Here is a 23,442-nt window from a genome sequence, read left to right as displayed (position 1 = left end):
CCCTCTTCATTCTTACCTCTTACCTTTAATCTATATTTCTTTTGCAGGCATTCCAAATACAGTTGTATTAGGTTTTACCTCTGTCATCACTAATGAGCCAGGAGCAACTTTAGCATTCTCTCCTACGATTACATTTGAAGAGATGATAGCACCTGATCCAATAAATGCACCTTTACCGATTTTAGCGCCCGAACCGATGATAGCACCCGATCCGATAGAAACAAAATCATCAAGAACTACGCTGTGTTCAAGTACTGCGTTACTGTGAATAATGCAATTTTCAGGTACTTTTACGTCGTAGCCAATTCTAGCCCCAGCGTTGATGAAGTTACCATATCCTAAGAAAGCAGAAGAGGAAATACTAGCATCTTTATGAATAGCATTTACAGGCATTACTTTGCGACGCTCCTTTAGCATCTTCACCACTTTCTGACGTGTGTCGTGGTCTTCAATAGCAACGAATGCGTCACATTTTTTACCGATATGCTTTAAGAAACCTCCATCTTCAGGAGATCCCATCACAGAAACTTCACCAATTTCAGCACCATGAAGCTCTTCATCTGCATCAAGAAAACAGTAAACAATAATGTCTTGACTTTTGAAAATGTCTAGTGCGGCTTTACCCATACCACTAGCACCAAGTATAATTACTGGATTAAGATGGTCCATAATTTTTTTATTGTTTTAAAATACTGAAAGAAACAAAACGGATAACATATGTAATTTACATATGCCATCCGTTTAATATAATTTTTAGCTTATGAATTTCTCCTTAAGCTGAATATTTATTCTTTATTAATAAGCCTTCGCAAATAGAACTCTTTGCGTAGAAGGTTTGCCTGTGTAGATACAAGCACCCTCTTCTTGCTCATTGTTTAAAGGAATACAACGAATTGTCGCTTTTGTCAATTCTTTGATCTTATCTTCAGTTTCGCCAGTTCCATCCCAGTGTGCTGCAATGAAACCACCTTTGTTCTCCAAAAGATCTTTGAATTCATCAAAAGTATCCGCTTTAGTGATATGAGACTCACGGTAATCAAAAGCTTTTTGGTAGATATTCGCTTGAATGTCCTCTAAAAGTTGTTGAACCGTTTCAACTACGTTATCTAATTGATAAGTATTTTTCTCTTTAGTATCACGACGAGCGATTTCAACAGTGCCATTTTCAAGGTCACGTTGTCCCATTGCCATACGTACAGGAACACCTTTTAATTCCCAGTCAGCGAATTTAAAACCAGGACGTAAAGCGTCTCTGTCGTCAAATTTCACTGAAATATTTAAAGCTTGTAATTCTTTTTGAATCACTTTTACTTTCTCAGCAATAGCATCTAATTGCTCTTGTCCTTTGTAGATAGGAACAATTACAACTTGGATTGGAGCTAATTTTGGAGGTAACACCAAGCCCTCATCATCAGAGTGAGCCATGATCAATGCGCCCATCAAACGTGTACTTACACCCCAAGAAGTACCCCAAACGTGCTCTAACTTGTTGTCTTTGTCAGAGAACTTCACGTCAAATGCTTTTGCAAAGTTTTGACCTAAGAAGTGAGAAGTACCTGCTTGTAAAGCTTTGCCATCTTGCATCATGGCTTCGATACAGAAAGTATCTACAGCACCAGCAAATCTTTCGTTAGCTGTTTTCACACCTTTAACTACTGGAACTCCCATGAAGTTTTCAGCGAAATCAGCGTATACCTCTAACATTTGCTTTGTTTCAGCAATTGCTTCTGACTCAGTAGCGTGGGCCGTGTGACCTTCTTGCCATAAGAACTCAGAAGTACGAAGGAATAAACGTGTACGCATTTCCCAACGCATTACGTTAGCCCATTGGTTTACCAATAAAGGAAGATCTCTGTACGATTGGATCCAGTTCTTATAAGTACTCCAGATCACTGTTTCAGATGTGGGACGTACGATCAATTCTTCATCTAACTTTGCTTCGGGGTCCACAACTACGCCAGAACCATCCTCTGCATTCTTAAGACGGTAGTGTGTTACTACAGCACACTCCTTTGCGAAACCATCCACGTGATCCGCTTCTTTACTTAAGTAAGATTTAGGAATTAATAAAGGAAAATAAGCATTAGAGTGTCCAGTGTCTTTGAACATTTTATCTAATGTCTGTTGCATTTTTTCCCAGATCGCATATCCGTAAGGTTTAATCACCATACATCCACGTACTGCTGAATTTTCAGCAAGATCTGCTTTTTTTACCAACTCGTTATACCAAGCTGAATAATCGTCGCTTCTTTTTGGTAAGCCTTTTGCCATGATCTATTATAAAACTTTCTGAAAGTGGTTACAATCAAGTATATAAATTGTCGTTTGAACAGTTAAATTTAGGTTTATATTGCTTATAATTATTATATTTGTCTATAAGCTAATGCTAACCTATTTTTTTGAGTTCAATCGGAACACAAATATAATAGAATTTTGCTCCCATTGATGTTTTTATAAAATAGTAACCACGTTTATTATGAATAAATGGATATATACGGCTATTAGTGCATTACTTGCAGTGTCTTCTGCCTTCGGTCAGGAGTTCGACGACATGTATTTCACAAAAGCTGACAGAGAAGCACTTAGTGCAAAACCTGCAATGTTACCTTCGGATATTGCAAATCACGATTTTCCTAACACCCCTGAAAGACAAGAACAATTGAGTCGTTTTTCAAACCCAGACGGTGTAGGAACAGGATATGGATATCCTTATTATGTAACAGATGAAGGTGTTATTCCTTCTTCAATTCCAACAGTAGGTAATGCTTACATGGAGGCAACTCAAGGTGTAAGTATTGCTGATCAGCAGCAAGGTGGTAAGAAGAGTGGAGGTTTCTTCTCTAACCCTTCAGTATCACTAGGAATGTCAGCGGGTACATTTGGTACTGGCACAAGTATTGGAATTGGTTTTGGAAATAACTCCGCTTTTAGCTTAGGCCTTGGTATAGGAATGGGCATGGGTATGGGAATGTATCCAGGATGGAGGTACCCGATGTATGGCATGGGTGGTATGTACCCAGGTTTTGGTTACCCTATGTACGGTCATCCAATGTACGGTGGTATGTACCCAGGTTACGGTTATGGAGGAATGTATGATCCTTATTACGGTTATCCAGGATATGGATACGGGGGACGTCCAATTTACGTTCCAGTCAACTCTGGTAGAGTATCAAACCCTAGAGTGGCTCAACGACCAAACTCAACAACAAGAAAAATAAAATATCCTGAAAGATATAGAACGGCGATGACATCAAACGGTGTTGGAGCTGCTAGACCATCATCTTCTCAGGCAAGACCAAATACAAGTTGGGGGTCTTCTTCAAGACCTACAAGCAGTCCGTTCAATAACAACAACACTTACAGAAGACCAACAAATTCAAATGGTTCTTCATTTAGAAGTTCATCACCTTCTATGGGAGGTAGAAGCTCAGGTTCTGCAGGTCGATCAGTAAGAAGAAGATAGTCAAAATCATAAAAAATATACAAGGATGTTTCTCTATGAGACATCCTTTTTTGTAACTTTCGGTCTGTAGATGAATAATCATTAAATAAACTAAATCAAGACGTTTATAGATGCTGTTACAATTACATTATTCATCATCAAGTGCTTATTTAAATATGTCTAATAAACTTAAGTACCAAGACAGAATTATTTAATACTAATTCTATGGATTGTTTTGTAATTACTTCCTTCAAAAAACGCTAAATAGAGCCACTGTTCATACGTTTTTTTACGTTGTACTCACAAAAAATCAATTAGAATTAAATAGGGTCTATTTTTGGCTTAGTACTTAACAACTAGCTTTTATTAGGTATTTAACTCAATTCTGTAACTGAATTTCGCTTAGAGTCATGCTAAAAAAGGATTCTTTGAAAATGTGTTTTGACTCCCCAATTTTTTAGGAAAATACATCATACAAATATGAATACTAAAGATCTTATCAAACCTATTTTATTAATCGCACTAACTTTAATATTAACATTTCCAGCTAGTGCACAATCCGAATTTTTTCCAGTAGGTTATTATAGAGATGTTGTGAGGTTTTCACAACAAAATCCCACAGGTTCAGCACGTGTTAGAGCATTAGGAGGAGCAGGAGTTTCTCTTGGGGGAGATATTTCACATACGATGTTAAACCCTGCAGGTTTGGGGTTTATGCGTAAATCCGAATACCATGTTTCATTAGGAGTGGGACTCACTAATTCTACTACCTCGGGTGAAGGAATCTCAGGAACAGCAGGGCAAACTCGACTTTTTGTACCTCAAATAGGAGCGGTTTTTTCTAGCTCTAAATCGTCTACTACAGGAAGTAGTAAATGGAGAGGTGGTGCATTTGCAATTTCATTTAACCGTATTGCAGATTTTAATAGTGATGTGTCTTATGTAGATCGAAGCGGAAACCCAACTTCTTTATTGAATGCCTTTGAAGAGTCTGCTTATGGAGCATCTCAAGGTTTTATGGATGAAGAAAAAAGATTTAGCCCTACCACATTTGCAGGGATGGCATATCAATTAAATTTGATCAAACCCGTTTTTGATAGATCGTCAGGTTCCGCAGATTACCATGACCCTAACTTTTACTATTACACATTAGATAGAGATACTGATGGTTTTACAACCTCAAGAATCACTGAAAGAACGCATTTAGTAGAAACAAGAGGAGGGCAGTATGAGACCTCTTTTGCTTATGGTGGTAATTTTGATGATAAGCTTTATATCGGTGCTAAAGTCGGAATCCAAAATGTAAATTATACGAAGAACAGTCAATACGTAGAATTGAGAGATACAGATTTGACTTTTTTAGGGCTCAATGAGCGTTTTAGAACTACTGGTTGGGGTATTAATTTACAAACAGGTGTGATTTGGAGACCTATTGATGCCATTCGTTTAGGTGCAACAATTACTTCCCCTACATGGTACGCACTTACCGATTATTATCAAGCAACCACAACAAGAAACGGAAGTTATAATTGGAACGATGCAACGTATCAAGAAAAACATTTTAAAGACGGACAATCTTATATTTATAACCCTGATGGACTTGACTTATATAATCCCAATGCAGAAGACAAAGATTATAGATTTTCAGGGAGGGAATCTTCTGCACATGACGAAATCCGTACACGTTATAATATGAATACACCATGGAAAGCTTCAGGAGGTGTATCTGGGTTCTTTGGTAAGAAAGGGTTTCTGACATTGGATGTAGAATATATTGGGTATTCAGCGATGCAATTAAACAAGGGTACTACTTATTATTATGAGTATACGACCAATCCAGTGGAAGAAATGTTGAATTTTACAGGAGACAATGCCATTCTTGATGAAGAATATAGAAATACAATTAACATAAGAGTAGGTGGAGAATATAGATTAGGGAAAAGCTTTATGTTAAGAGCTGGCTATGCTTATTACCAAGACCCACATAAAGAAGAGTATCGTTTTGTAGATCAAAGCAGATCTTTTTACTCAGGAGGTTTAGGTTATAGAAATAATACATTTTATGCTGATTTCTCAGTGGTTCATAGCCGATGGAAAGGAACAGAAAGTCCTTATCAGTTAGAAGATAACTTTGTTGATGGGGATGGAAATACAATTTTGATTTATCCAATTATTGATGTGGATTACAGCCGTACAGAATTTCAATTGAGTGTTGGAAAGAGGTTCTAAAGGCATCATCATTAGAATGTAATTCTTAAAGCGTATTTCATATTTTGATATATAAACAGGTTTTGATCTTGAATTGAAACCTGTTTTTTTGGTTTAAAGTAATACAGATTGAGCACTTAATGCTTAAAAAATACCATAACAATTTTCTTTGTTTTATTTTTGATAAGTACTTAAGTTACTTAAAAACAGATTTTTTAAATATGGTATACAAGATGATAAACGACCCTATTTATGGGTTTGTGACTATTGATTCAGAACTGATTTTAGAGTTGGTGAATCACCCTATATTCTTACGATTAACAAGGATCAAACAGATGGGAATGTCTAGTTTTGTATACCCCGGAGCTCAGCACACTCGTTTCAGTCATGCATTAGGTGCTATGCACTTGATGAAGCTGGCTTTAGAATCTCTTAAAAGGAAAGGAACAAAAATTACTAAAAAAGAGAAAGAAGCTGCAATGATTGCAATCCTTCTTCATGATTTGGGACACGGCCCTTTTTCTCACTCATTAGAATATATACTCATCAATGTTCATCATGAAGAATTGACTTCTCTTCTAATGCATAAATTGAACGCTGAGTTTGATGGTGCGTTGAACCTTGCGATTTCAATATTTGAAGGGACATACAAAAGAAACTTCTTTCACCGTTTGGTTTCTAGTCAATTGGACATGGACCGATTGGATTATTTACAAAGAGATTGCTACTTCTCAGGAGTTGTTGAAGGGAGTGTAGGAGCAGATCGTATCATTAGAATGCTGGATGTGCATAATGATGAGATTGTAGTACTTGAAAAGGGAATTTACAGTATAGATCGTTTTCTGAATGCTAGAAGGATGATGTATTGGCAGGTATATCTTCACAAAACAGGGTTAGCAGCAGAAATTATGCTTCAGAGTATTATAAAACGAGCTAGAGAATTGATGAAGGAAGGGAAGAATATGTTGTGTGATTCTGATCTAAACTTTTTTATGATCAATGATTTCAGTAAGGAAGACTTCGTACGTAATGATCAATTACTTGAGCACTTTTTACAATTAGATGATTATAATATTTGGTCGGCGATTAAACAGTGGAAAAACTCTGGAGATAAGATCTTGGACTATTTGATTGAAGGTCTACTTCATCGAAAACTGTTTCATTTAGAAATGTCTTCTGAAAAAATATCACAAAAAAAGTTAAAATCAGTAGAGAAAGATTTATTAGCAAAAGGTTTTTCGAAGAAAGATTTGACCTATTTATCGTTTATAGGAGAAGTAAGTAATTCGGCGTATACTTCTGGTAGACAGAATATTAAAGTAAAGATGAACAATGGCGATGTGATTGATATTTCTGAGGCTTCAGACCTGCCTAACATAGAAGTATTGACGAAAATTGTTACAAAGTATTATCTATGCCAACCCAAAATCGTATCTTAGCGTGATTTTTTGACTAATATTCCTTATTAGCTCAAAAAAATGAATAAATTATCTAAAAAAGATACATAGGAACCTTACTATGAAGTTAGAGATTACAGTTCAACAAATTGCGGCATTACTACAAGGTGAAGTCGTAGGGGGTGACCCAAATGCAAAAATATCAGCAATCGCTAAAATTCAAGAAGGAGATGCCAATGCAATCTCATTTCTTGCAAATATGAAATATGAAGAATATCTCTATTCAACTAAAGTTAGTGCTGTAATCGTCAGTAAAGGCTTCGAACCAAAACAGGAAGTGCCGTGTGCTATGATTGTAGTAGAGGACGCTTATTCTGGTTTTACCGATCTTCTTACTGAATACCAAAGAATGCTAAGCTTAGCGAAAGTAGGAATTGAACAACCTGCTTTTATTGATGAGTCTGTAGAAATGGATAAGGCAACAGCTTATGTTGGTGCATTTACTTATATTTCTAAGGGTGCAAAAATTGGTAAAAACGCAAAAATTCATCCTCAGGTATTTATTGGAGAAGGAGTTGAAATAGGTGATAATTGTGTGATTTATGCCGGAGTAAAAATCTGTCATGGATCAAAGTTAGGAAATAACTGTACCCTCCAAGCTGGTGCCGTTATCGGTTCAGATGGTTTTGGATTTGCTCCTCAGAAAGATGGAACTTATAAATCCATCCCTCAAATTGGAAATGTGATCTTGGAGAACAACGTAGACATTGGAGCTAACACTGTAGTGGATAGAGCAACAATGGGATCAACGGTATTAAAAAGCGGCGTGAAATTAGATAACCTTATTCAGGTTGCACACAATGTTGTCATTGGTGAAAATACGGTGATCGCTTCACAAACGGGTGTTTCTGGTTCAAGTGAAATCGGTGCAAATTGTATGATTGGTGGCCAAGTAGGTGTTTCAGGTCATATTCAGTTGGCTGACAGAACGATGGTTGCTGCTCAGTCAGGAATTGCACAAACTATTAAAGAATCAGGTACAAGAATCATGGGATCGCCTGCCATCTCTCAAATGGATCACTTAAAAGCATTCGCTGTATACAGGAAGCTACCTGAGTTACAAAGAATTGTGAGAGATCTTGAGAAAAAAGTATTAAGTTTGTAGTCGAGTTTTATACTCGACCGCTAATATATTAGAAATTAACCAAGTAGTTAGGCAATTTCAATTTGCCAATTCTATTTTATGATGTATACAAAACAGCATACTATAAAAGCGCCAGTGACTGTAGAAGGCGTTGGTATTCATACAGGAGCAATCAGTAAGATGGTTTTCAATCCAGCTCCTGAGAACCATGGATTTAAGTTCCAAAGAGTAGATATTGAAGGAAAACCAATCGTTGATTGTGACGTTGACAACGTTGTAGACGTGTCAAGAGGAACAACGATCGAACAAGATGGTGCAAGAGTAAATACTGTTGAACACGTATTAGCTGCATTGGTTGGTCTTCAAATCGATAACGTTTTAATCGAAATTGATGGTCCAGAACCTCCAATCATGGAAGGTAGTTCTATCAAGTTTGTAGAGGCTTTAATGGAAGTAGGTGTAGAGGAACAATCTATGCTAAGAAACTTCTTTGAAGTACCTGAAGGAGTATTCTACAAAGAAGATGATCGTAAAGTAGAAATTGCGGCCTTACCTTTAAATGATTATAGACTTACTGTAATGGTAGACTATAACTCACCAGTTTTAGGTAGTCAGCATGCTGCTTTAAATAATATTGAGGATTTTGCTGCAGAAATTGCTTCATCAAGAACATTCTGTTTCTTACACGAAGTTGAAGCATTGCGTAAAGCAAACCTTATCAAAGGAGGTAACTTCAACAACGCTATTGTAGTAGTGGATCAAGTGGTTTCTCCAGAGACATTAGACGAGTTAGCAGAGTTATTTGAGTTGCCATCAGTAGAAGTTGCTGAAGAAGGTATCTTAAACAACGTTCAATTACGTCACCCTAACGAGCCTGCACGTCACAAATTATTAGACATGGTAGGTGACTTAGCATTGGTAGGTAGACCAATCAAAGGACAGATCTTAGCAGCTCGTCCAGGTCACGCAGCTAACGTAGCATTTGCTCGTAAATTAAAGAGCTTAATGTTGAAGTCAGCACGTAAGAATGTTCCTACTTATGACCCAGCAGTTCCACCAATCTATGATATCAATCAGATTGAGGAAATGCTTCCACACCGTTATCCATTTAGATTAGTAGACAAGATTACTGAGATCACAGATAACTACGTGATTGGTGTGAAGAATGTAACCATTAATGAGCCATTCTTCCAAGGTCACTTCCCAAGCAATCCAGTAATGCCAGGTGTATTACAAATCGAAGCTATGGGGCAAACAGGTGGTATCTTAGTACTTAACACAGTAGATAATCCTGCTAATTACTGGACTTACTTTGTAGGTGTTGAAGAGTGTAAGTTCCGTAAAATGGTGATGCCAGGTGATACATTAGTGATCAAATGTGAACTTTTGATGCCAATCCGTAGAGGAATTGCTAAGATGAAAGGTCAAGCTTATGTTGGTGATAAGTTAGTGACTGAAGCAATTATGACCGCTAGTTTGGTTAAAAAAGATAATGCATAAATATTGAGAAAATGAGTTGAGAGTACACTTACTTTCAACTCATATTTTTATTCGATATATTTGCACCCTATGACAAAAAGTTTTCTTGTCAAAGGTCGTAATGTTAAAAAATCGAGGTAATATTCGTAAGAATAGGCTGATATTATCACCACAAATAAAAGATGACTAAAAATCCTTATACTGAGAAATATCCAATGACAAATATCCACCCGGATGCTAAAATAGCAGACAATGTAGTGGTGGAACCTTTTGCTACAATTCAAGGAGATGTAGAAATCGGAGAGGGGACTTGGATTGGACCAAATGCTGTAATCATGGATGGCGCAAGACTGGGTAAAAACGTAAAAGTTTTTCCTGGTGCAGTAATTTCAGGTATACCTCAAGATTTAAAGTTCAAAGGCGAAAAAACACTAACTTATATCGGTGATAACACTACCTTGAGAGAGTGTGTGACAGTAAGTAGAGGAACGACAGATAAGATGAAAACAGTGGTAGGCAGCAACTGTATGTTGATGGCTTACGTACACATTGCTCATGACGTAATTATGGGTGATCACTGTATTTTATCGAATGCAACACAAATTGCAGGGCATGTTGAGATCGATGATCATGTGATTATTGCAGGAACAGCTGCCGTTCACCAATTTGTGAAAATCGGTCAACATGCATTTATCGGTGGTGGATCTTTAGTAAGAAAAGATGTTCCTCCATTTGTAAAGGCGGCAAGAGAACCACTAAGCTATTGTGGTATTAACTCTGTAGGACTTAGAAGAAGAGGATTTGAAGGGGATACCTTACAAGAGGTACACGAAATGTATAGAATGATCTATACTAGAGGTTTTACAATGGCTGAGGCAATTCGCCAAATCGAAGAAGAAATTGAGCAATCTGAAGAGCGTGATATCATTTTAGAATTCCTTAAGAAATCAGAAAGAGGAATTATCAAAGGATATTAAGCTAGGCTTGACATTATATTTAAAGCCCCATTATCATTTTATAAAATGATAATGGGGCTTTTTCATATTAAAAGGAAAATGAATATTCATTCTATTAAGAAAATTATAAACTAAGCTCTCGATAATGATAAACTCCTTTACGAGTAGTAAATGGTTATACATTATGATTCGTGAGGACGTTTTAGTAAAATGCCCGTCCCTACAGCACTGCATTTTAGAAGATAATTATAAAACCTTTGTCTTTTGACCTGTAATCAGATAATCATTTAGTAGTATTTCCCCTCGGCCTTGAAGGGAAATTCTTAACGCTTTTCCCTTCAATGCTAGGGGGAGTACAACCAAACTAAAATGGTAGAAAGCTCAATGGCGCGAATGTTAAGCGTTAGCGTCATTCGTGTCCTTCAGATTATCAGAAATCTCCTGATTTCTAAATACTGTAAATAACGAAAATTTAGTTTATAGTGTGCTTGACATTATTCTTCCTCTTCGCTTATTCAACTTCATGAAGTTGATTATCCAATGCCTTATACTTAGGAACGATTAAATGCATGATAAATAAGATCGATATATAAGAACATCCAGCTACTAAAAACATCCAGAAGTAAGCCTCTTGCCCTGTTGAATCTAAATTTTGTCCCAAGATGATATCAATTAACATTCCTGATAAGGCACCAAACATTCCACCTAATCCCACTACAGAGGCAGTGGCACTTTTAGGGAACAGATCGGACGAAACCGTAAACATATTAGCTGACCAAGCTTGATGACCTCCAGACGCCAAGGCTATAAAACAAGCGGCGATATAGGGATTGTTGGTGAGTGTTGCTGTAAAAACAGGAAATACAGCTAAGGCACAAATCAAAAGGGATAACTTTCTAGCGACATTCAAACTATATCCTTTGTTGATAAAGAACTTGGATAGATAACCACCTCCAATACTTCCTAAATCAGCAATGAGGTACATTACAGCATAAGCTGCCCCTAATTCTTTTATACTCATACCAAAGCGATCTGTAAAAAACATACCAGACCAAAACATAAAGAAATACCATACACCATCTGTCAATTTACCAATCGTAAATGCAATGGTCTGTTTTTTAAAAAGGACCTTTTTGAGTGGTATTTTTACCTCTTCTTCCTCACTGTTGATCTCTTCGCCATCTTGCTGAATATATTTTAGTTCTTCTTCACTGACGCTAGGATGTTGCTCCGGTTTCTTATAAAATTTAAGCCATAGAAGTACCCATATACCACTAAAAACTCCTGTAATTAGAAAAGTGAAAGGCCATGATTGAGTACCTCCAACCGTAAGTATTGTAGTCACTGCAATGGGAGCTAAAAATGCACCTACGTTTGAACCTGCATTAAAAATACCTGTAGCAAAAGCTCTATCTTTTTTGGGAAACCATTCTGCAACCGTTTTGATGGCGGCAGGGAAATTTCCCGCTTCACCAAACCCTAAACCAAATCGGGCAGCCATAAACCCTATCAATCCGAAACTGGGGCGTAATAAAGCATGAAACATTCCAAAAATAGACCAAATACCAATGGCAATAGTATAACCTATTCTTGTTCCAAATCGGTCGATAATTGTTCCCATAGATATCATACCTACCGCGTAAGCCATCTTAAATGCGACATTAATGGATGCATAATCCGATTTTGACCATGCAAAAACTTTTTCTAAAGTTGGAGCCAATACACCAATGATACTTCTATCCATATAGTTGATCGTCGTAGCCATAAAGAGAAGTGCTAGTATTCTATACCTGTATCGGCCTGCTGGTTTTACTTCTTTTTCTTGAAGTTGTTGAGGTTGTACCACTGACATAATTATTGTGTTGTTTAATTAGTTTTTAAAAAAGAGATAGTAGTAAGTGCATTGTAAACTAAATTACTGCAGGCTTTTTCCTTCAATGCCGAGGAAGTTACTACTAAATGATTGTCTGATTACATGTTAAAAGACAAAGGTTTTATAATAACCTTCTAAAATGCAGTTCTGTAGGGACGTTGCATTGCAACGTCCTCGCGAACCATAATACACTACCATTAATCCTTCATAAAAGGAGTTGTGTTAATTGACGAAGACTTAGTTTACAATGTGGTGAATCGATGATCATATCAAACGACTATTTTGAATCACTAAAAATTGAAATACGATTTAGCATTGTTGTAACATATATCTTGAATGATTTTGCCAACGTGCTCTAGATCATTGGGAAGAAGACCTGCTTCAATGTCTTTCCCGAATAGATTGCATAAAATGCGTCTGAAATACTCATGTCTTGAGTAAGAAAGAAAACTTCTAGAGTCTGTTAGCATTCCTATAAATCGACTTAAAAGGCCAAGATTTGATAAGGCATTAATTTGCTTTTCCATCCCTTCTTTTTGATCTAAAAACCACCACCCAGATCCATATTGTAACTTACCGGCTACAGATCCGTCTTGGAAATTACCGATCATAGTTCCAAATACTTCATTATCTGAAGGGTTGAGATTATAGATAATCGTCTTTGTTAAGCTATTGGTATCATCAAGTTTATTTAAGAATCGGGAGAGACTTTCTGCTTGTGAGAAATCGCCTATAGAGTCAAAGCCGGTGTCGGGGCCAAGTTCTCTCATCATTCGAGTAGAATTATTTCTTAATGCTCCAAGGTGAAATTGCTGTACCCAACCTTTGGCATGATCCATTAATGCGAGATCATAGAGTATTGCAGATTTGAATAGTTCAATTTGAGATGGTGTTAAGGTATTTCCATTTCTGATGATGAAAAATACCTCTTCAATTTCTGCTTTGGTATAATCGGAAGCTGAAATGTAGTTCAATCCATGATCAGAAAGGCAACATCCGTTTTCATGAAAAAAGTTATGACGTTTTTGTAAGGCATCAAGAAGAGATTGGTAAGAGTTGATTTCAATTCCTGACACTTCACTAAGCCGCTGAATATACGCATTGAATGGTTTTGGATGTTCCACTGCCATTACATTATCAGGGCGCCAAGCGGGAAGTACTTTTACATCAAAGTCAGAAGATTTGATTTGTTGGTGATAGCGTAAGTCATCTATAGGGTCATCTGTAGTACAAATGATTTCAACGTTTGCTTTCTTGATAAGACCTTGAACGGTAAAATGTTCTTGGGCTAACTTAGTATTACACTCCTTGTAGATTTCAGATGCAGTAGTAGGTGAAAGTACCTTATCAATACCAAAAGGCTGTTTCAGTTCAAGATGTGTCCAATGGTATAATGGATTCCTTAAAGTATAAGGAACAGTTTCAGCCCATTTATTGAATTTTTCCTCAGGAGTTTTATTGCCAGTACAGAAGGCTTCGTCAACACCGTTGGTTCTCATTGCTCTCCATTTATAATGATCTCCTTCCAGCCAGATTTCAGTGATGTTATTAAATCTTCTATTCTCAGCGATATCTTTTGGAGAAATGTGACAATGATAATCAATGATAGGCATAGCCTTCGCATACTCATGGTAAAGTTTTTTTGCGGTTTGATTTTCCAAAATGAAACTATCATCTAAAAAAGGTTTGACATCTTGATGGTCATTACTCGTTATTTTTTGTTCGATTACGGCTTTCATTCCTACTGTTATAGTTGTTTTGAAACAAGTTTGAAGAAGTGATCCGCATCTTCATTATGAAGAAAACAGATGCCGCTATTTACCTATATTACCTCTGAAGTAGGAGGTTTAACGGGGCACAAACGGTACTTATAACGGTTAAAGAACGATTCTAATAACGGAGGACGTTAGTATTTACCCATTACGTAATGACATTAAGTACTTTGGTAATCTAATAGTAAACTTGCTTAGTAGGTGAAAACTATTTGGCATAAAAAGAGGTCTTTTTCAGTAGAGGAAAAAATATAAACCTATTTCATTAAGTTTTTTTCTTTTGGATAGTGAGACAAATTATTGGTTGAAAGTAAGGTGAGAAATTTCAACCAGTTCATTTACAAATAGCATTATTTTCTGTTTTCATCATTTATATCTACTTAGCAGTGTGACACCTAAGCAAGCTAGAAATAAAGGGATTTGCTCTTTGATGGGCCATTTATAATCCCTTTATGAAGCGTATTGAAAAGTACAACTATTGAGAAATAAACTATTCTAATGAGATGAAAAAGAAGGTTACTTTTAGTTTTCTACTATTGTTTTTAAGCTTATCTATTTATGCCCAAAATGATTGGAGAGCGGGTTATATTATTAAAAAAAACGGAGATAAGGTATACGGGCAAATAGACTATCGTGCCCCACGTTCAAATAGTGCTTTTTGTCTTTTTAAAGAAAATGAAGAACAGTTAGTGGGTAAGAAATACCTACCGGAAGAAATCGAAGGTTACCGGTTTGTCGATGGTAAATATTACATCTCAAAATCAATTCAGTTAGGGAAGAAAGTCAAAATGGTTTTTCTGGAGTACCTTATTGATGGAGCTGTAGATATTTTCTTTTATACAGATGATAGAAAAGACCGGTATTACATTCAAAAGGATGATCAGTTTCTAGAATTAAAAAATACGGAGAAGGAAGTATATGAAGGTAACGTCAGGTATAATAAAGAGTTGAAAGAATATGTTGGTGTTATGAATTACTTTTTTGCAGATGCAAAAATGAATACGGCTGTAAATAATACATCCTTGACACACAAATCATTAATTAAGACCGCAAAGACATACCATGATAAAGTTTGTTTTGATCAGGAGTGTGTAATTTATGTGAAAGAGAAAGTGCCATTTAAGGTTGACATTGGATTAACAGTAGGTAGTTTTAGTAAAACATTATACTTGAATGAGAATCTAGGCTATTTCTATCATAATAGTTTGAGTCAATACGCTGGTGTCGCTATAAACATTCGAAACATGTCAGGTATATACGAACGCTTTTCTATACACTTTGAAATGTTGGTTGCAGAGTATTATTTAAATGATGAGAAGAGATACCATTTTAATGTTCCTTTTTTAGTAGACTATAAATTATTAGCCACTAAGGTTTATCCTAAAGTGGAAGCTGGGCTTTCTATGTATTTCACCTCTAATGAAGAGTATTCGGTACAAAACCTGCGATTAATGGCAGGTTTTAGCTTAAACTATGACTTTTACAAAGACAATAGAGTGTATATTAATACCAGAGTTGAAGGAGGTGGTATTGTTCGCTTTGGAGGAGGAGTGATGTTTTAACAGATTGACGTTCCTGAGTGATTTTAAGAGTAGATACTTCTAAAAAATAGAATGTGATGTATATTTGCTCAAACACTTATATCAAAGAATGAAAATAATAGTAGAACAATTAGGCAAGAAGTTTAGTAGAGAATGGATTTTCAAAGGCATTGATTACACATTGAAAAGTGATCAAGCTTATGCAATCGTTGGAGGTAACGGTAGTGGTAAATCTACTTTATTAAAAGTGATATCTGGTATTAATGATCCTTCTAAGGGAAAAGTGATTTATAAAAAAAACAACAAAGAAATACCTGTAGATGAAATCTGGAAAGAAATTGTTTTGGCGGGGCCTTATACAGAACTGGTCGAGGAGTATACTTTAGAAGAGCATTTAAATTTTCATAGACAATTGAAACCAATGGTGAAATCAAACGAGGAAATCATTGAGATATTGGATTTTAAGGCGGCAAATAAAAAACAAGTGCAAGCTTTTTCTTCGGGAATGAAGCAAAAGTTGAAGCTTGCTTTGGCCTTTTTTTCCGAGGCATCAATGCTTTTACTAGATGAACCTACAAGTAATTTGGATCATAAAAATATAGAATGGTATCAGCATTGGTTACCCATTTGTAGCAAAGGAAAAATCACTTTAATTTGTAGTAATCAGCCTTATGAATACGAATTTTGTGATGAAAGAATTTTCATGGAAAATTATAAATAATAATATATTATGTTATATTTGCTATGTCGGTCTCCTTATTTCAATTGTCTCTATTACATTCTAAAACTTAAAAATCTATTGTAATGAAAAACATTTGGAAAAATGCAATTCTTTTTCTTTCGCTAATCGGCTTAATGACATTTGTATCATCTTGTAGTTCTTCTGATGATGGTGGTGATGTAATTCCAGACGTAGAGTTTAATTACACTGCGGATGTAAGTGCAACTAACCCAGCGGAGGTAAATACAGATTTTAAATTAGCTGTTAATGTAACAACAACAACTGTTACATTCTCAGGTTATGATTCAGCTTGGCCAATGCCAGAAGGTTTTAAGACATCTATGTCTTTCACTGAAATGTTGGCATTAGATTGGGATGCTGAATCATCTGTATCTAACATTTCTACAGGAGGTGATGTTGTTACTTTAGTTTACACTGAAACTACAACAAGTTCAGCTACAAGAACTAGAGAAAATGACATTACGTATACTTATGTGTTCAATAAAGACGCTAACTAGTTTACGAATGTAAGGAAAGACCTATTGAAATTTAGACCCTATGACGGTAACGTGATAGGGTTTTTTTTATACATTTAAATGCAATAACACTCACAATAAAGTAAGTTTAAATACAATCTATTAACTTTCGGGAACACAATTATTTAAATCATACTAATCGATTAACATGAAGTTTTTTAAAATAGATCTTGGTATTGCTATTCTTATTGCCATGATTCTAGGGGTACTTTTAGGCGTTATCTTTGGGCCTGAAGTATCGATTATTGCTCCTGTCGGAAAAATATTCATCAAGCTATTGTCAATGCTTGTAGTTCCTTTAGTTTTCTTTTCAATCATAATGGGTGCTCAAGCATTAGGAAAATCAAAAAATGCTGGAGCAATTGGTACATTAACTTTTACGTATTTTGGTGTTACCTCTTTCATTGCCGTGTTTTTTGGTATTCTCTTGCCCGTATTATTTGAACCCGGAAAAGGACTCGATTTGTCTATTTTGGCAGATGGAATGATGGATGCAAGCCTTGCCGAAAAAGGAGAAGTAGCAGGCTTTTGGGATACAGTATTAGGTGCAATTCCTTCGAACCCTTTTAAATCCTTAATGGAAGGAAGCGTATTGCAGATCATATTATTCTCCTTGTTTTTTGGAGTAGGAATAGGCAAACTTTCAGAAGAAAAAAGAAATATAGTAAGCCAGTTTATTGAAGGTGTCAATGATGTTTTAACATGGATGATCATCAAAGTAATGTGGTTAGCACCATTTGGTGTATTGAGCTTAATGGCTGATGCAGTGGGTACCTTCGGTTATGATGTTTTATTCAATATCGGAAACCTCTTTATTTTATATATGGTAGCACTTCTGATTGTAACCTTCCCTGTTTTTGGTGGGTTAGTTCATTTATTGAGTAATGTGTCAGGAAGAAAGTTTATCAAAGAGATGATTACTCCTCAAATTTTTGCCATCTCTTCAGCATCATCACTTGCTACACTTCCGCTAAACTACGAAGCTTGTGATAACATGAAAGTGAAGCGCTCAGTATCTTCATTTGTATTACCACTTGGAGCCACTGTAAATATGGCAGGAAATGCAGTATTCAATCCAATGGTGGCGATTTTCTTCGCACAGATGTATGGAATGGAACTTGGTTTTGGGGATTATATTGCAATTGCTATCACATCAGTATTAGGTGCAGTAGGAACGGCAGGTGTACCTGGCCCAACTTTATTGTCAGTGGCGGTATTAATGGCTGTAGGAATTCCAGTAGAGGCATTACCGTTGATTTTTGGTGTGGATAGAATTTTCGATATGTTCAGAACCGCGGTGAATATCACAGGAGATGCTTCGTGTGCTGTCATTATGGAAAAAATAGAAGAATTCTAATCATGTAGATTAATTACAAAATATCGAATATGAACAAAGGCTACTCTAATTCTTAGGAATAGGAGTAGCCTTTATTTATATTAGCCCGAACAATCCTTTTAACTTACTTCATAAAAACTATATGTCTAATACATCCAATACTTCAAAAGAAAAGAAACCAATGACCTTGTCAACAAAAATCCTAATAGGTTTATTTATAGGTATTGCTGTCGGTTTATTTTTTGGTGAATACTGTGAACATCTTGGAATCTTTGGCGATGCTTTTATTGGTTTGTTACAGATGACTGTACTGCCCTATATTGTATTCTCATTAATTGTAAATATTGGACGCTTATCTTTAGAAGAAGGGCGTAAACTGATTATAAATGGTATTCGTTGTTTAGCACTTTTGTTGGTTATTGGAATTGGAGTTGTATTAATTCTTCCTTTTGCCTTTCCAGAATGGAAATCAGCCAATTTTTTCAGTACGAGCTTTATTACTCCACCACCAGAGATTGATTTCTTGAAATTATATATACCTTCAAATCCATTTTTTTCATTAGCAGAAAGTAAGGTTCCCGCTGTTGTATTGTTTTCTATTTTGGTGGGAATTGGCGTAATGCAGATTAATGGAAAAGATAAGGATGTCTTACTCAACAGTCTTGACGCTTTTAATAAAGCATTAAACCAAGTCAATAAACTAGTAGTAAAGTTGACTCCTGCAGGCGTTTTTGCTATTGCGGCAAGTACGGCAGGGACGATGACATTAGATGAGTTGGGGAAGATGCAGGCGTATTTACTGACTTATATTGTAGCAGTGTCAATTATGGTATTTTGGGTGTTACCCATGTTAATTTCAGCATGTACCCCATTTAAATACAAAGATATTTTTAAATACACTAAAGCGACGTTGATCACGATCTTCGCAACAGGCAAAATTATCGTAGTACTTCCACAACTCATTGAAGATTTAAAAGAATTATACAGAGAATATGATTTAGGAAATGACGAAAATAATGCAGGAACTGATATTCTGATGCCACTCGCTTATCCTTTTCCCAACCTTGGGACGCTGGTCATATTTGTATTTGTTCCATTTGCTGCCTGGTTTGTAGGCAATGAAATCACGTTGAAAGATTACCCGATGTTCGTTGGTGCTACTTTGTTGAGTAGTTTTGTGGCACCTGTAACAGGTATTCCATTTATGCTTGATATTTTGAAAATACCAAAAGATATGTTTCAGCTTTTTGTAGTTTCAACCGTATTTACGGATAGAGTAAGGGTAGTTTTAGGAGCAATGCATTTGATAACACTTACAATACTAACGCTAGGTACTTCTCATGGCTTTTTCAAAATAAAGAAACGTAAAATCTCCATGCTGATCACTGTATCCGTGGGGTTGTTTATAGGAACATTAATCCCACTTCGATATTTTCTAGCTTACTCTCTAAAAGATGTTTATCAGAATGATAAAGTGATTGCTAATATGCAATTAGTACATCAATTAGTTCCTTTTAAAGTATTGCCAGAGGCTTCTCCTAACCCTGTCCCATTGGAAGAAGGCGAAGGGATTTTAGATCGAATCAAAAAACGAGGAATCTTAAGGGTTGGTTTTTATGAAGACGAAATACCATTTAGTTATTTCAATGCCAAAGGAGAGTTGGTAGGTTTTGGTATTGATATGGCACACGAGTTAGGCTCTGTATTGGATGCTGAAATCGAATTTGTACCTATTACAGTAGGGAACATGCCTGAGGAATTGAAAAATGACAACTTTGATATTGTGATGTCGGATATATTTATGTCCAGTCAATATTCGGCAGAATTGGCTTTTTCAAAACCTTACATTGATGTTACGATGGCCTTGGTGGTAGGAGATCAGGCAGATCAATTCAAGACATTTGATAAAACAGCCGCTTTGGACTCTTTTAATATTGGATATTTTGAGAGAAGTGATGTTGCAGAGAAGTTTTTAAAATATTTCCCTAATGCCAAAGCAGTTCGATTAGACACTGTTGATGAGTTTTTTGACAATCAGCCAGACAGTGTTCCGCTTAGTGGTTTGTTGACAAGTGCTGAAAGAGGCGCAGCGTTGACATTATTACATCCTGAGTTCCAAATAGCCAATCCATTACCGTACAGTATCACATTACCACTGGCTTATCCTGTAGGGAATAATGATGAAAATATGGCCAATTTTGTCTCGGATTGGATTGAAGTTAACCGTAAAGATGGTACAATTCAACGTTTTTATGATTATTGGATTTTAGGAGAAGATCCTACCAGTACAGAAAAGCATTGGAGTGTAATTCGAAACGTTTTGCATTGGGTTGATTAGTATAATTAATTGACTTGATACGTTAAAATCCAAGATGTAGCATTTATCTCATCTTGGACTTTTTTATAGAACTTTTTAATGCCTATTTTAGAAATAGATTTTAATATACTGTATATTAGATAGTTTTCGTGAATTGATGTAATTCTTTTTATGAAGGATAAATGATTGTGTATTGTGGTTCGCGAGGACATTGCAATGGAACATCTCTAAAGCACTTCAATTTGGGAGGTAAATATATAATCTTTGAAAAAGATCGATCATGAGTTAAAGAAAACTTAGTATACTGTGTAATAGCAAGTGGAATTAAACTCTACTTTCTAATAGAAGAGATAGCAAACTCCTCTTTAGCTTAAAATAATATTGTATCCAAAACCACTAACTAATGAGAACCCATATTGGCAATTTAATTATTCTGACATGTTTTATTTTGTGCTGTTCATGTGCAACACAGCGATCAAAAAAAGCAGGTGATTTCACTACTTTTTCTTCAAATGATTTCAATTGGAAAGAATTAACAGGAAAAGCTGTTTATGTAAGTTCGAGAGGAAGTGCACCTGCTAGCGTCAAGGAAGAAGTGTATACGATTCCTGCAATTCAACAGTTGGAAGAAGCTAGAGCATTAATGCCTGAAAGTTTGGGAGAACTGACGCAACACTTCATGAATCAATTATTGGAGCAGTACCCCGATTTGACAGAACATCAAAAAGAAATGCTACACAATGATGCCAAATGTGGGATGCGTGTATTGTCAAAAAAAACAGATCCAAAATACTTTTCATTTGTGCATCATAAACTTCAAAAAGCATTTTTATACCTAAGAGATACCAAGGGAATTCAATCAGGCTATGCTTTTGTGGGAAATATATCCAAGAAAAATGTAGGTGGACAAAAGGGGTATATTATCAATATGGCGAATGGTGAGCTAGTAGAAATTGACATTTCTTCTGCATGGAAAGGAGTAGGTTATGAAAATGATTCTGGACAAACACCATTAGGGTACTTTTTAGTGTATAAAGATTACCATCAGAAAGGTTGGCAATCAAAGACAATCACAACAGACCCAAAGCATATTTTTTATAAACTTCATCGTCAGGCGTATGACGGAGAAGCAATGTATATTTTTAGAAAAAGCACCAAGATTGAAAAGGCATTTATATGCAGTAATCAATTTGGTTTAATTGGACAAAATTTTGGTTCCGAATATATAGATCTATCCGCACCTCAATATCTCCAAAAATCGCCCGAAGATGTTTGTTATATTGACAACAGTAATTCGGGGAAAAGACAACTTTACATTCATGGTTCCAATAGGGTAGATCAATTGGGTTTTGCACTTTCAGGAGGTTGTGTGAGGGTGTCGAATATCAATTCTTTTATCATTAAAGAAATTGTAGCGAAACAAGGAACAATGCCTGTTTTTTTAGATGCAGTGGCTTTTCATGAGCCAAGGCCTGTTAAAGTACCTGGGTTTGATGATTCAGATTTAGAGTCAATTTATAATTCGCAGTCTATTGTACTTAGAAAACAAAACCTATTAGATTCTGTTTCATTGCTGAAAAATCTCTATGCGAATGTACTTCCTGAGTTAGCCAATTCGCTTGCTTATAGAATGTCGAAAGTCGAAAAACAACATGCTAATGTTGATATTTATGTGACCGTACCATTCCCTGAATCAGCCATGAAGTACTGGCTTACATTACATCAGAGTGATGAGTATGCGAACATAACTTTTCAGCAACACTTTGGCTTTAGAGGAGAGTATTTCAAAAATGTAAATAGAACGACTCAAAACCCGTTTTTTAAAGCCTATCATTCCCAAGAAATCAATGATTATTTTTCAAATAGAATTTCAGATACAAAAAGTGCATTACATGCAGACTTAAGTAAGGCATTAGTCAAATATGAATTGGATACTGTATTACTTTCATCCGTAGAAATTAATGACCAAACACTGACAGACGATCACTTTAATGTCTTGACTGATTCTTTAGAACCTTTGGAATATTTTTCAATATCAAATGAAAGAAAAAGGGTACTGCATTATATGGAAATGATCGATTCTTTGACTCAGTCAAATCCTGAAGTGTTTTCAAATTGGGAACACTTGCAATGGGTGAAAAAATATATTCCATTTAGAGGGAATTCTCAAATGGTCGCCGAAAGTAATGGGATAGACTATAATGATGTGGTCTTAATGCAAGCTTATATCTATGCTCTAGGTGAAGAAGAACTGTACAGAAAAGGCGTAAAAGCTGGAGAGTTGGTATCCGTAAAGGGTCAATATTTCCAAGATAAATTATCGAATAGACATGGTGTAGCTGAAGCCATGAAAATGATGGATGAAACGGGCTTATGGGTCCTCTTTCAATATTCGCATAGTTCAGAGAATAGAACGCTGATGAAAATGGTTTCAGTAGCTTATCCAAAAGAAGATATGTTGTATGGTATGCAGATGTTGGCAGAAGCATATTATAGTAAGTACAAATGGAAAGCAAACCAATATGTAATCTCTTCAGAGGTGGATGGAGAAACAATTTCGCTGGCCGATTAAGAGTAGGTTGTTATAAAATTCTTGTCTTTTGATTGTAATCAGGTAATCATTTGGTAGTGCTCCCCCGGCCTTGAAGGGAAAAGCGTTAAGAATTTCATGTATTGAGCCGTTAAAAATGATTTTGCTGTTCGAGCGCAGCGAGTTTAAA

The 23,442-nt window shown here is 35.9% G+C and carries 16 protein-coding genes; 12 read left to right on the top strand and 4 right to left on the bottom strand.

Annotation, left to right across the window (positions count from 1 at the left end; all coding sequences use genetic code 11):
* Nucleotides 1-30: 30 nt before the first annotated feature.
* A complete protein-coding gene (locus tag IC221_RS02150; RefSeq protein ID WP_188167392.1) occupies nt 31-669 on the bottom strand; it encodes a NeuD/PglB/VioB family sugar acetyltransferase in 639 nt (212 codons plus the stop codon).
* A gap of 126 nt (nt 670-795) precedes the next feature.
* Nucleotides 796-2,271 carry a proline--tRNA ligase gene (gene proS / locus IC221_RS02145; protein ID WP_188167391.1) on the bottom strand — a complete coding sequence of 492 codons (1,476 nt, stop codon included), beginning with the start codon at nt 2,269-2,271 and terminating at the stop codon, nt 796-798.
* A gap of 205 nt (nt 2,272-2,476) precedes the next feature.
* Here proS and IC221_RS02140 point away from each other — a divergent pair, with 205 nt between their 5' ends.
* The 6 genes from IC221_RS02140 to lpxA all read left to right on the top strand — a co-directional run bounded on the left by IC221_RS02140 (nt 2,477) and on the right by lpxA (nt 10,647).
* Nucleotides 2,477-3,463 (top strand): hypothetical protein, encoded by a 987-nt coding sequence (locus IC221_RS02140; RefSeq protein WP_188167390.1) that lies wholly within the window; start codon nt 2,477-2,479, stop codon nt 3,461-3,463.
* 459 nt (nt 3,464-3,922) lie between these two features.
* The gene (locus IC221_RS02135; protein ID WP_188167389.1) at nt 3,923-5,671 is read left to right on the top strand and encodes an OmpP1/FadL family transporter; all 1,749 of its coding nucleotides are present in this window, start codon (nt 3,923-3,925) and stop codon (nt 5,669-5,671) included.
* A gap of 212 nt (nt 5,672-5,883) precedes the next feature.
* Complete coding sequence (locus IC221_RS02130) at nt 5,884-7,089, top strand: HD domain-containing protein (RefSeq protein WP_223241265.1); 1,206 nt, start codon at nt 5,884-5,886, stop codon at nt 7,087-7,089.
* Between the two features lie 79 nt (nt 7,090-7,168).
* Nucleotides 7,169-8,212, top strand: a complete 1,044-nt coding sequence (lpxD, locus tag IC221_RS02125) for a UDP-3-O-(3-hydroxymyristoyl)glucosamine N-acyltransferase (RefSeq protein ID WP_188167387.1) — start codon at nt 7,169-7,171, stop codon at nt 8,210-8,212.
* Nucleotides 8,213-8,293: 81 nt separating this feature from the next.
* Entirely contained in the window at nt 8,294-9,691 is a 1,398-nt protein-coding gene (locus tag IC221_RS02120; RefSeq protein WP_188167409.1) for a bifunctional UDP-3-O-[3-hydroxymyristoyl] N-acetylglucosamine deacetylase/3-hydroxyacyl-ACP dehydratase, read from the top strand.
* A gap of 161 nt (nt 9,692-9,852) precedes the next feature.
* Nucleotides 9,853-10,647 carry an acyl-ACP--UDP-N-acetylglucosamine O-acyltransferase gene (gene lpxA, locus IC221_RS02115; protein ID WP_044209064.1) on the top strand — a complete coding sequence of 265 codons (795 nt, stop codon included), beginning with the start codon at nt 9,853-9,855 and terminating at the stop codon, nt 10,645-10,647.
* Between the two features lie 490 nt (nt 10,648-11,137).
* On the opposite strand, the gene IC221_RS02110 is transcribed toward lpxA, so the two are convergent.
* Both IC221_RS02110 and uxaC read right to left on the bottom strand, forming a co-directional pair.
* A complete protein-coding gene (locus IC221_RS02110) occupies nt 11,138-12,478 on the bottom strand; it encodes an MFS transporter (protein ID WP_188167386.1) in 1,341 nt (446 codons plus the stop codon).
* 311 nt (nt 12,479-12,789) lie between these two features.
* A complete protein-coding gene (gene uxaC / locus IC221_RS02105) occupies nt 12,790-14,238 on the bottom strand; it encodes a glucuronate isomerase (protein ID WP_188167385.1) in 1,449 nt (482 codons plus the stop codon).
* A gap of 536 nt (nt 14,239-14,774) precedes the next feature.
* Here uxaC and IC221_RS02100 point away from each other — a divergent pair.
* The 6 genes from IC221_RS02100 (at nt 14,775) to IC221_RS02075 (ending at nt 23,294) form a co-directional block, all read left to right on the top strand.
* The gene (locus IC221_RS02100; RefSeq protein ID WP_188167384.1) at nt 14,775-15,833 is read left to right on the top strand and encodes a hypothetical protein; all 1,059 of its coding nucleotides are present in this window, start codon (nt 14,775-14,777) and stop codon (nt 15,831-15,833) included.
* Between the two features lie 88 nt (nt 15,834-15,921).
* A complete protein-coding gene (locus IC221_RS02095; RefSeq protein ID WP_188167383.1) occupies nt 15,922-16,533 on the top strand; it encodes an ATP-binding cassette domain-containing protein in 612 nt (203 codons plus the stop codon).
* An 83-nt stretch (nt 16,534-16,616) separates the two neighbouring features.
* Nucleotides 16,617-17,051 (top strand): hypothetical protein, encoded by a 435-nt coding sequence (locus IC221_RS02090; RefSeq protein WP_188167382.1) that lies wholly within the window; start codon nt 16,617-16,619, stop codon nt 17,049-17,051.
* A gap of 166 nt (nt 17,052-17,217) precedes the next feature.
* Nucleotides 17,218-18,426, top strand: coding sequence for a dicarboxylate/amino acid:cation symporter (locus IC221_RS02085; RefSeq protein ID WP_188167381.1), 1,209 nt, complete (start codon nt 17,218-17,220; stop codon nt 18,424-18,426).
* A 121-nt stretch (nt 18,427-18,547) separates the two neighbouring features.
* Complete coding sequence (locus IC221_RS02080; protein ID WP_188167380.1) at nt 18,548-20,743, top strand: cation:dicarboxylase symporter family transporter; 2,196 nt, start codon at nt 18,548-18,550, stop codon at nt 20,741-20,743.
* A gap of 382 nt (nt 20,744-21,125) precedes the next feature.
* Entirely contained in the window at nt 21,126-23,294 is a 2,169-nt protein-coding gene (locus IC221_RS02075; RefSeq protein ID WP_188167379.1) for a L,D-transpeptidase, read from the top strand.
* Nucleotides 23,295-23,442: the final 148 nt, after the last annotated feature.

Origin of the sequence: Flammeovirga sp. EKP202 (assembly GCF_014534745.1) — a bacterium.
Classification (GTDB): Bacteria; Bacteroidota; Bacteroidia; order Cytophagales; family Flammeovirgaceae; genus Flammeovirga.
This window is presented reverse-complemented; position numbering and strand designations above follow the sequence as displayed.

Excerpts from the sequence above, each read along its gene's own strand:
- IC221_RS02085 (WP_188167381.1), top strand. The coding sequence starts at position 17,218 with ATGAAGTTTTTTAAAATAGATCTTGGTATTGCTATTCTTATTGCCATG.
- IC221_RS02135 (WP_188167389.1), top strand. The coding sequence starts at position 3,923 with ATGAATACTAAAGATCTTATCAAACCTATTTTATTAATCGCACTAACT.
- proS (WP_188167391.1), bottom strand. The coding sequence starts at position 2,271 with ATGGCAAAAGGCTTACCAAAAAGAAGCGACGATTATTCAGCTTGGTAT.
- lpxA (WP_044209064.1), top strand. The coding sequence starts at position 9,853 with ATGACTAAAAATCCTTATACTGAGAAATATCCAATGACAAATATCCAC.
- IC221_RS02075 (WP_188167379.1), top strand. The coding sequence starts at position 21,126 with ATGAGAACCCATATTGGCAATTTAATTATTCTGACATGTTTTATTTTG.
- IC221_RS02095 (WP_188167383.1), top strand. The coding sequence starts at position 15,922 with ATGAAAATAATAGTAGAACAATTAGGCAAGAAGTTTAGTAGAGAATGG.
- IC221_RS02120 (WP_188167409.1), top strand. The coding sequence starts at position 8,294 with ATGTATACAAAACAGCATACTATAAAAGCGCCAGTGACTGTAGAAGGC.
- IC221_RS02100 (WP_188167384.1), top strand. The coding sequence starts at position 14,775 with ATGAAAAAGAAGGTTACTTTTAGTTTTCTACTATTGTTTTTAAGCTTA.
- IC221_RS02090 (WP_188167382.1), top strand. The coding sequence starts at position 16,617 with ATGAAAAACATTTGGAAAAATGCAATTCTTTTTCTTTCGCTAATCGGC.
- IC221_RS02080 (WP_188167380.1), top strand. The coding sequence starts at position 18,548 with ATGTCTAATACATCCAATACTTCAAAAGAAAAGAAACCAATGACCTTG.
- IC221_RS02140 (WP_188167390.1), top strand. The coding sequence starts at position 2,477 with ATGAATAAATGGATATATACGGCTATTAGTGCATTACTTGCAGTGTCT.
- uxaC (WP_188167385.1), bottom strand. The coding sequence starts at position 14,238 with ATGAAAGCCGTAATCGAACAAAAAATAACGAGTAATGACCATCAAGAT.
- lpxD (WP_188167387.1), top strand. The coding sequence starts at position 7,169 with ATGAAGTTAGAGATTACAGTTCAACAAATTGCGGCATTACTACAAGGT.
- IC221_RS02150 (WP_188167392.1), bottom strand. The coding sequence starts at position 669 with ATGGACCATCTTAATCCAGTAATTATACTTGGTGCTAGTGGTATGGGT.
- IC221_RS02130 (WP_223241265.1), top strand. The coding sequence starts at position 5,884 with ATGATAAACGACCCTATTTATGGGTTTGTGACTATTGATTCAGAACTG.
- IC221_RS02110 (WP_188167386.1), bottom strand. The coding sequence starts at position 12,478 with ATGTCAGTGGTACAACCTCAACAACTTCAAGAAAAAGAAGTAAAACCA.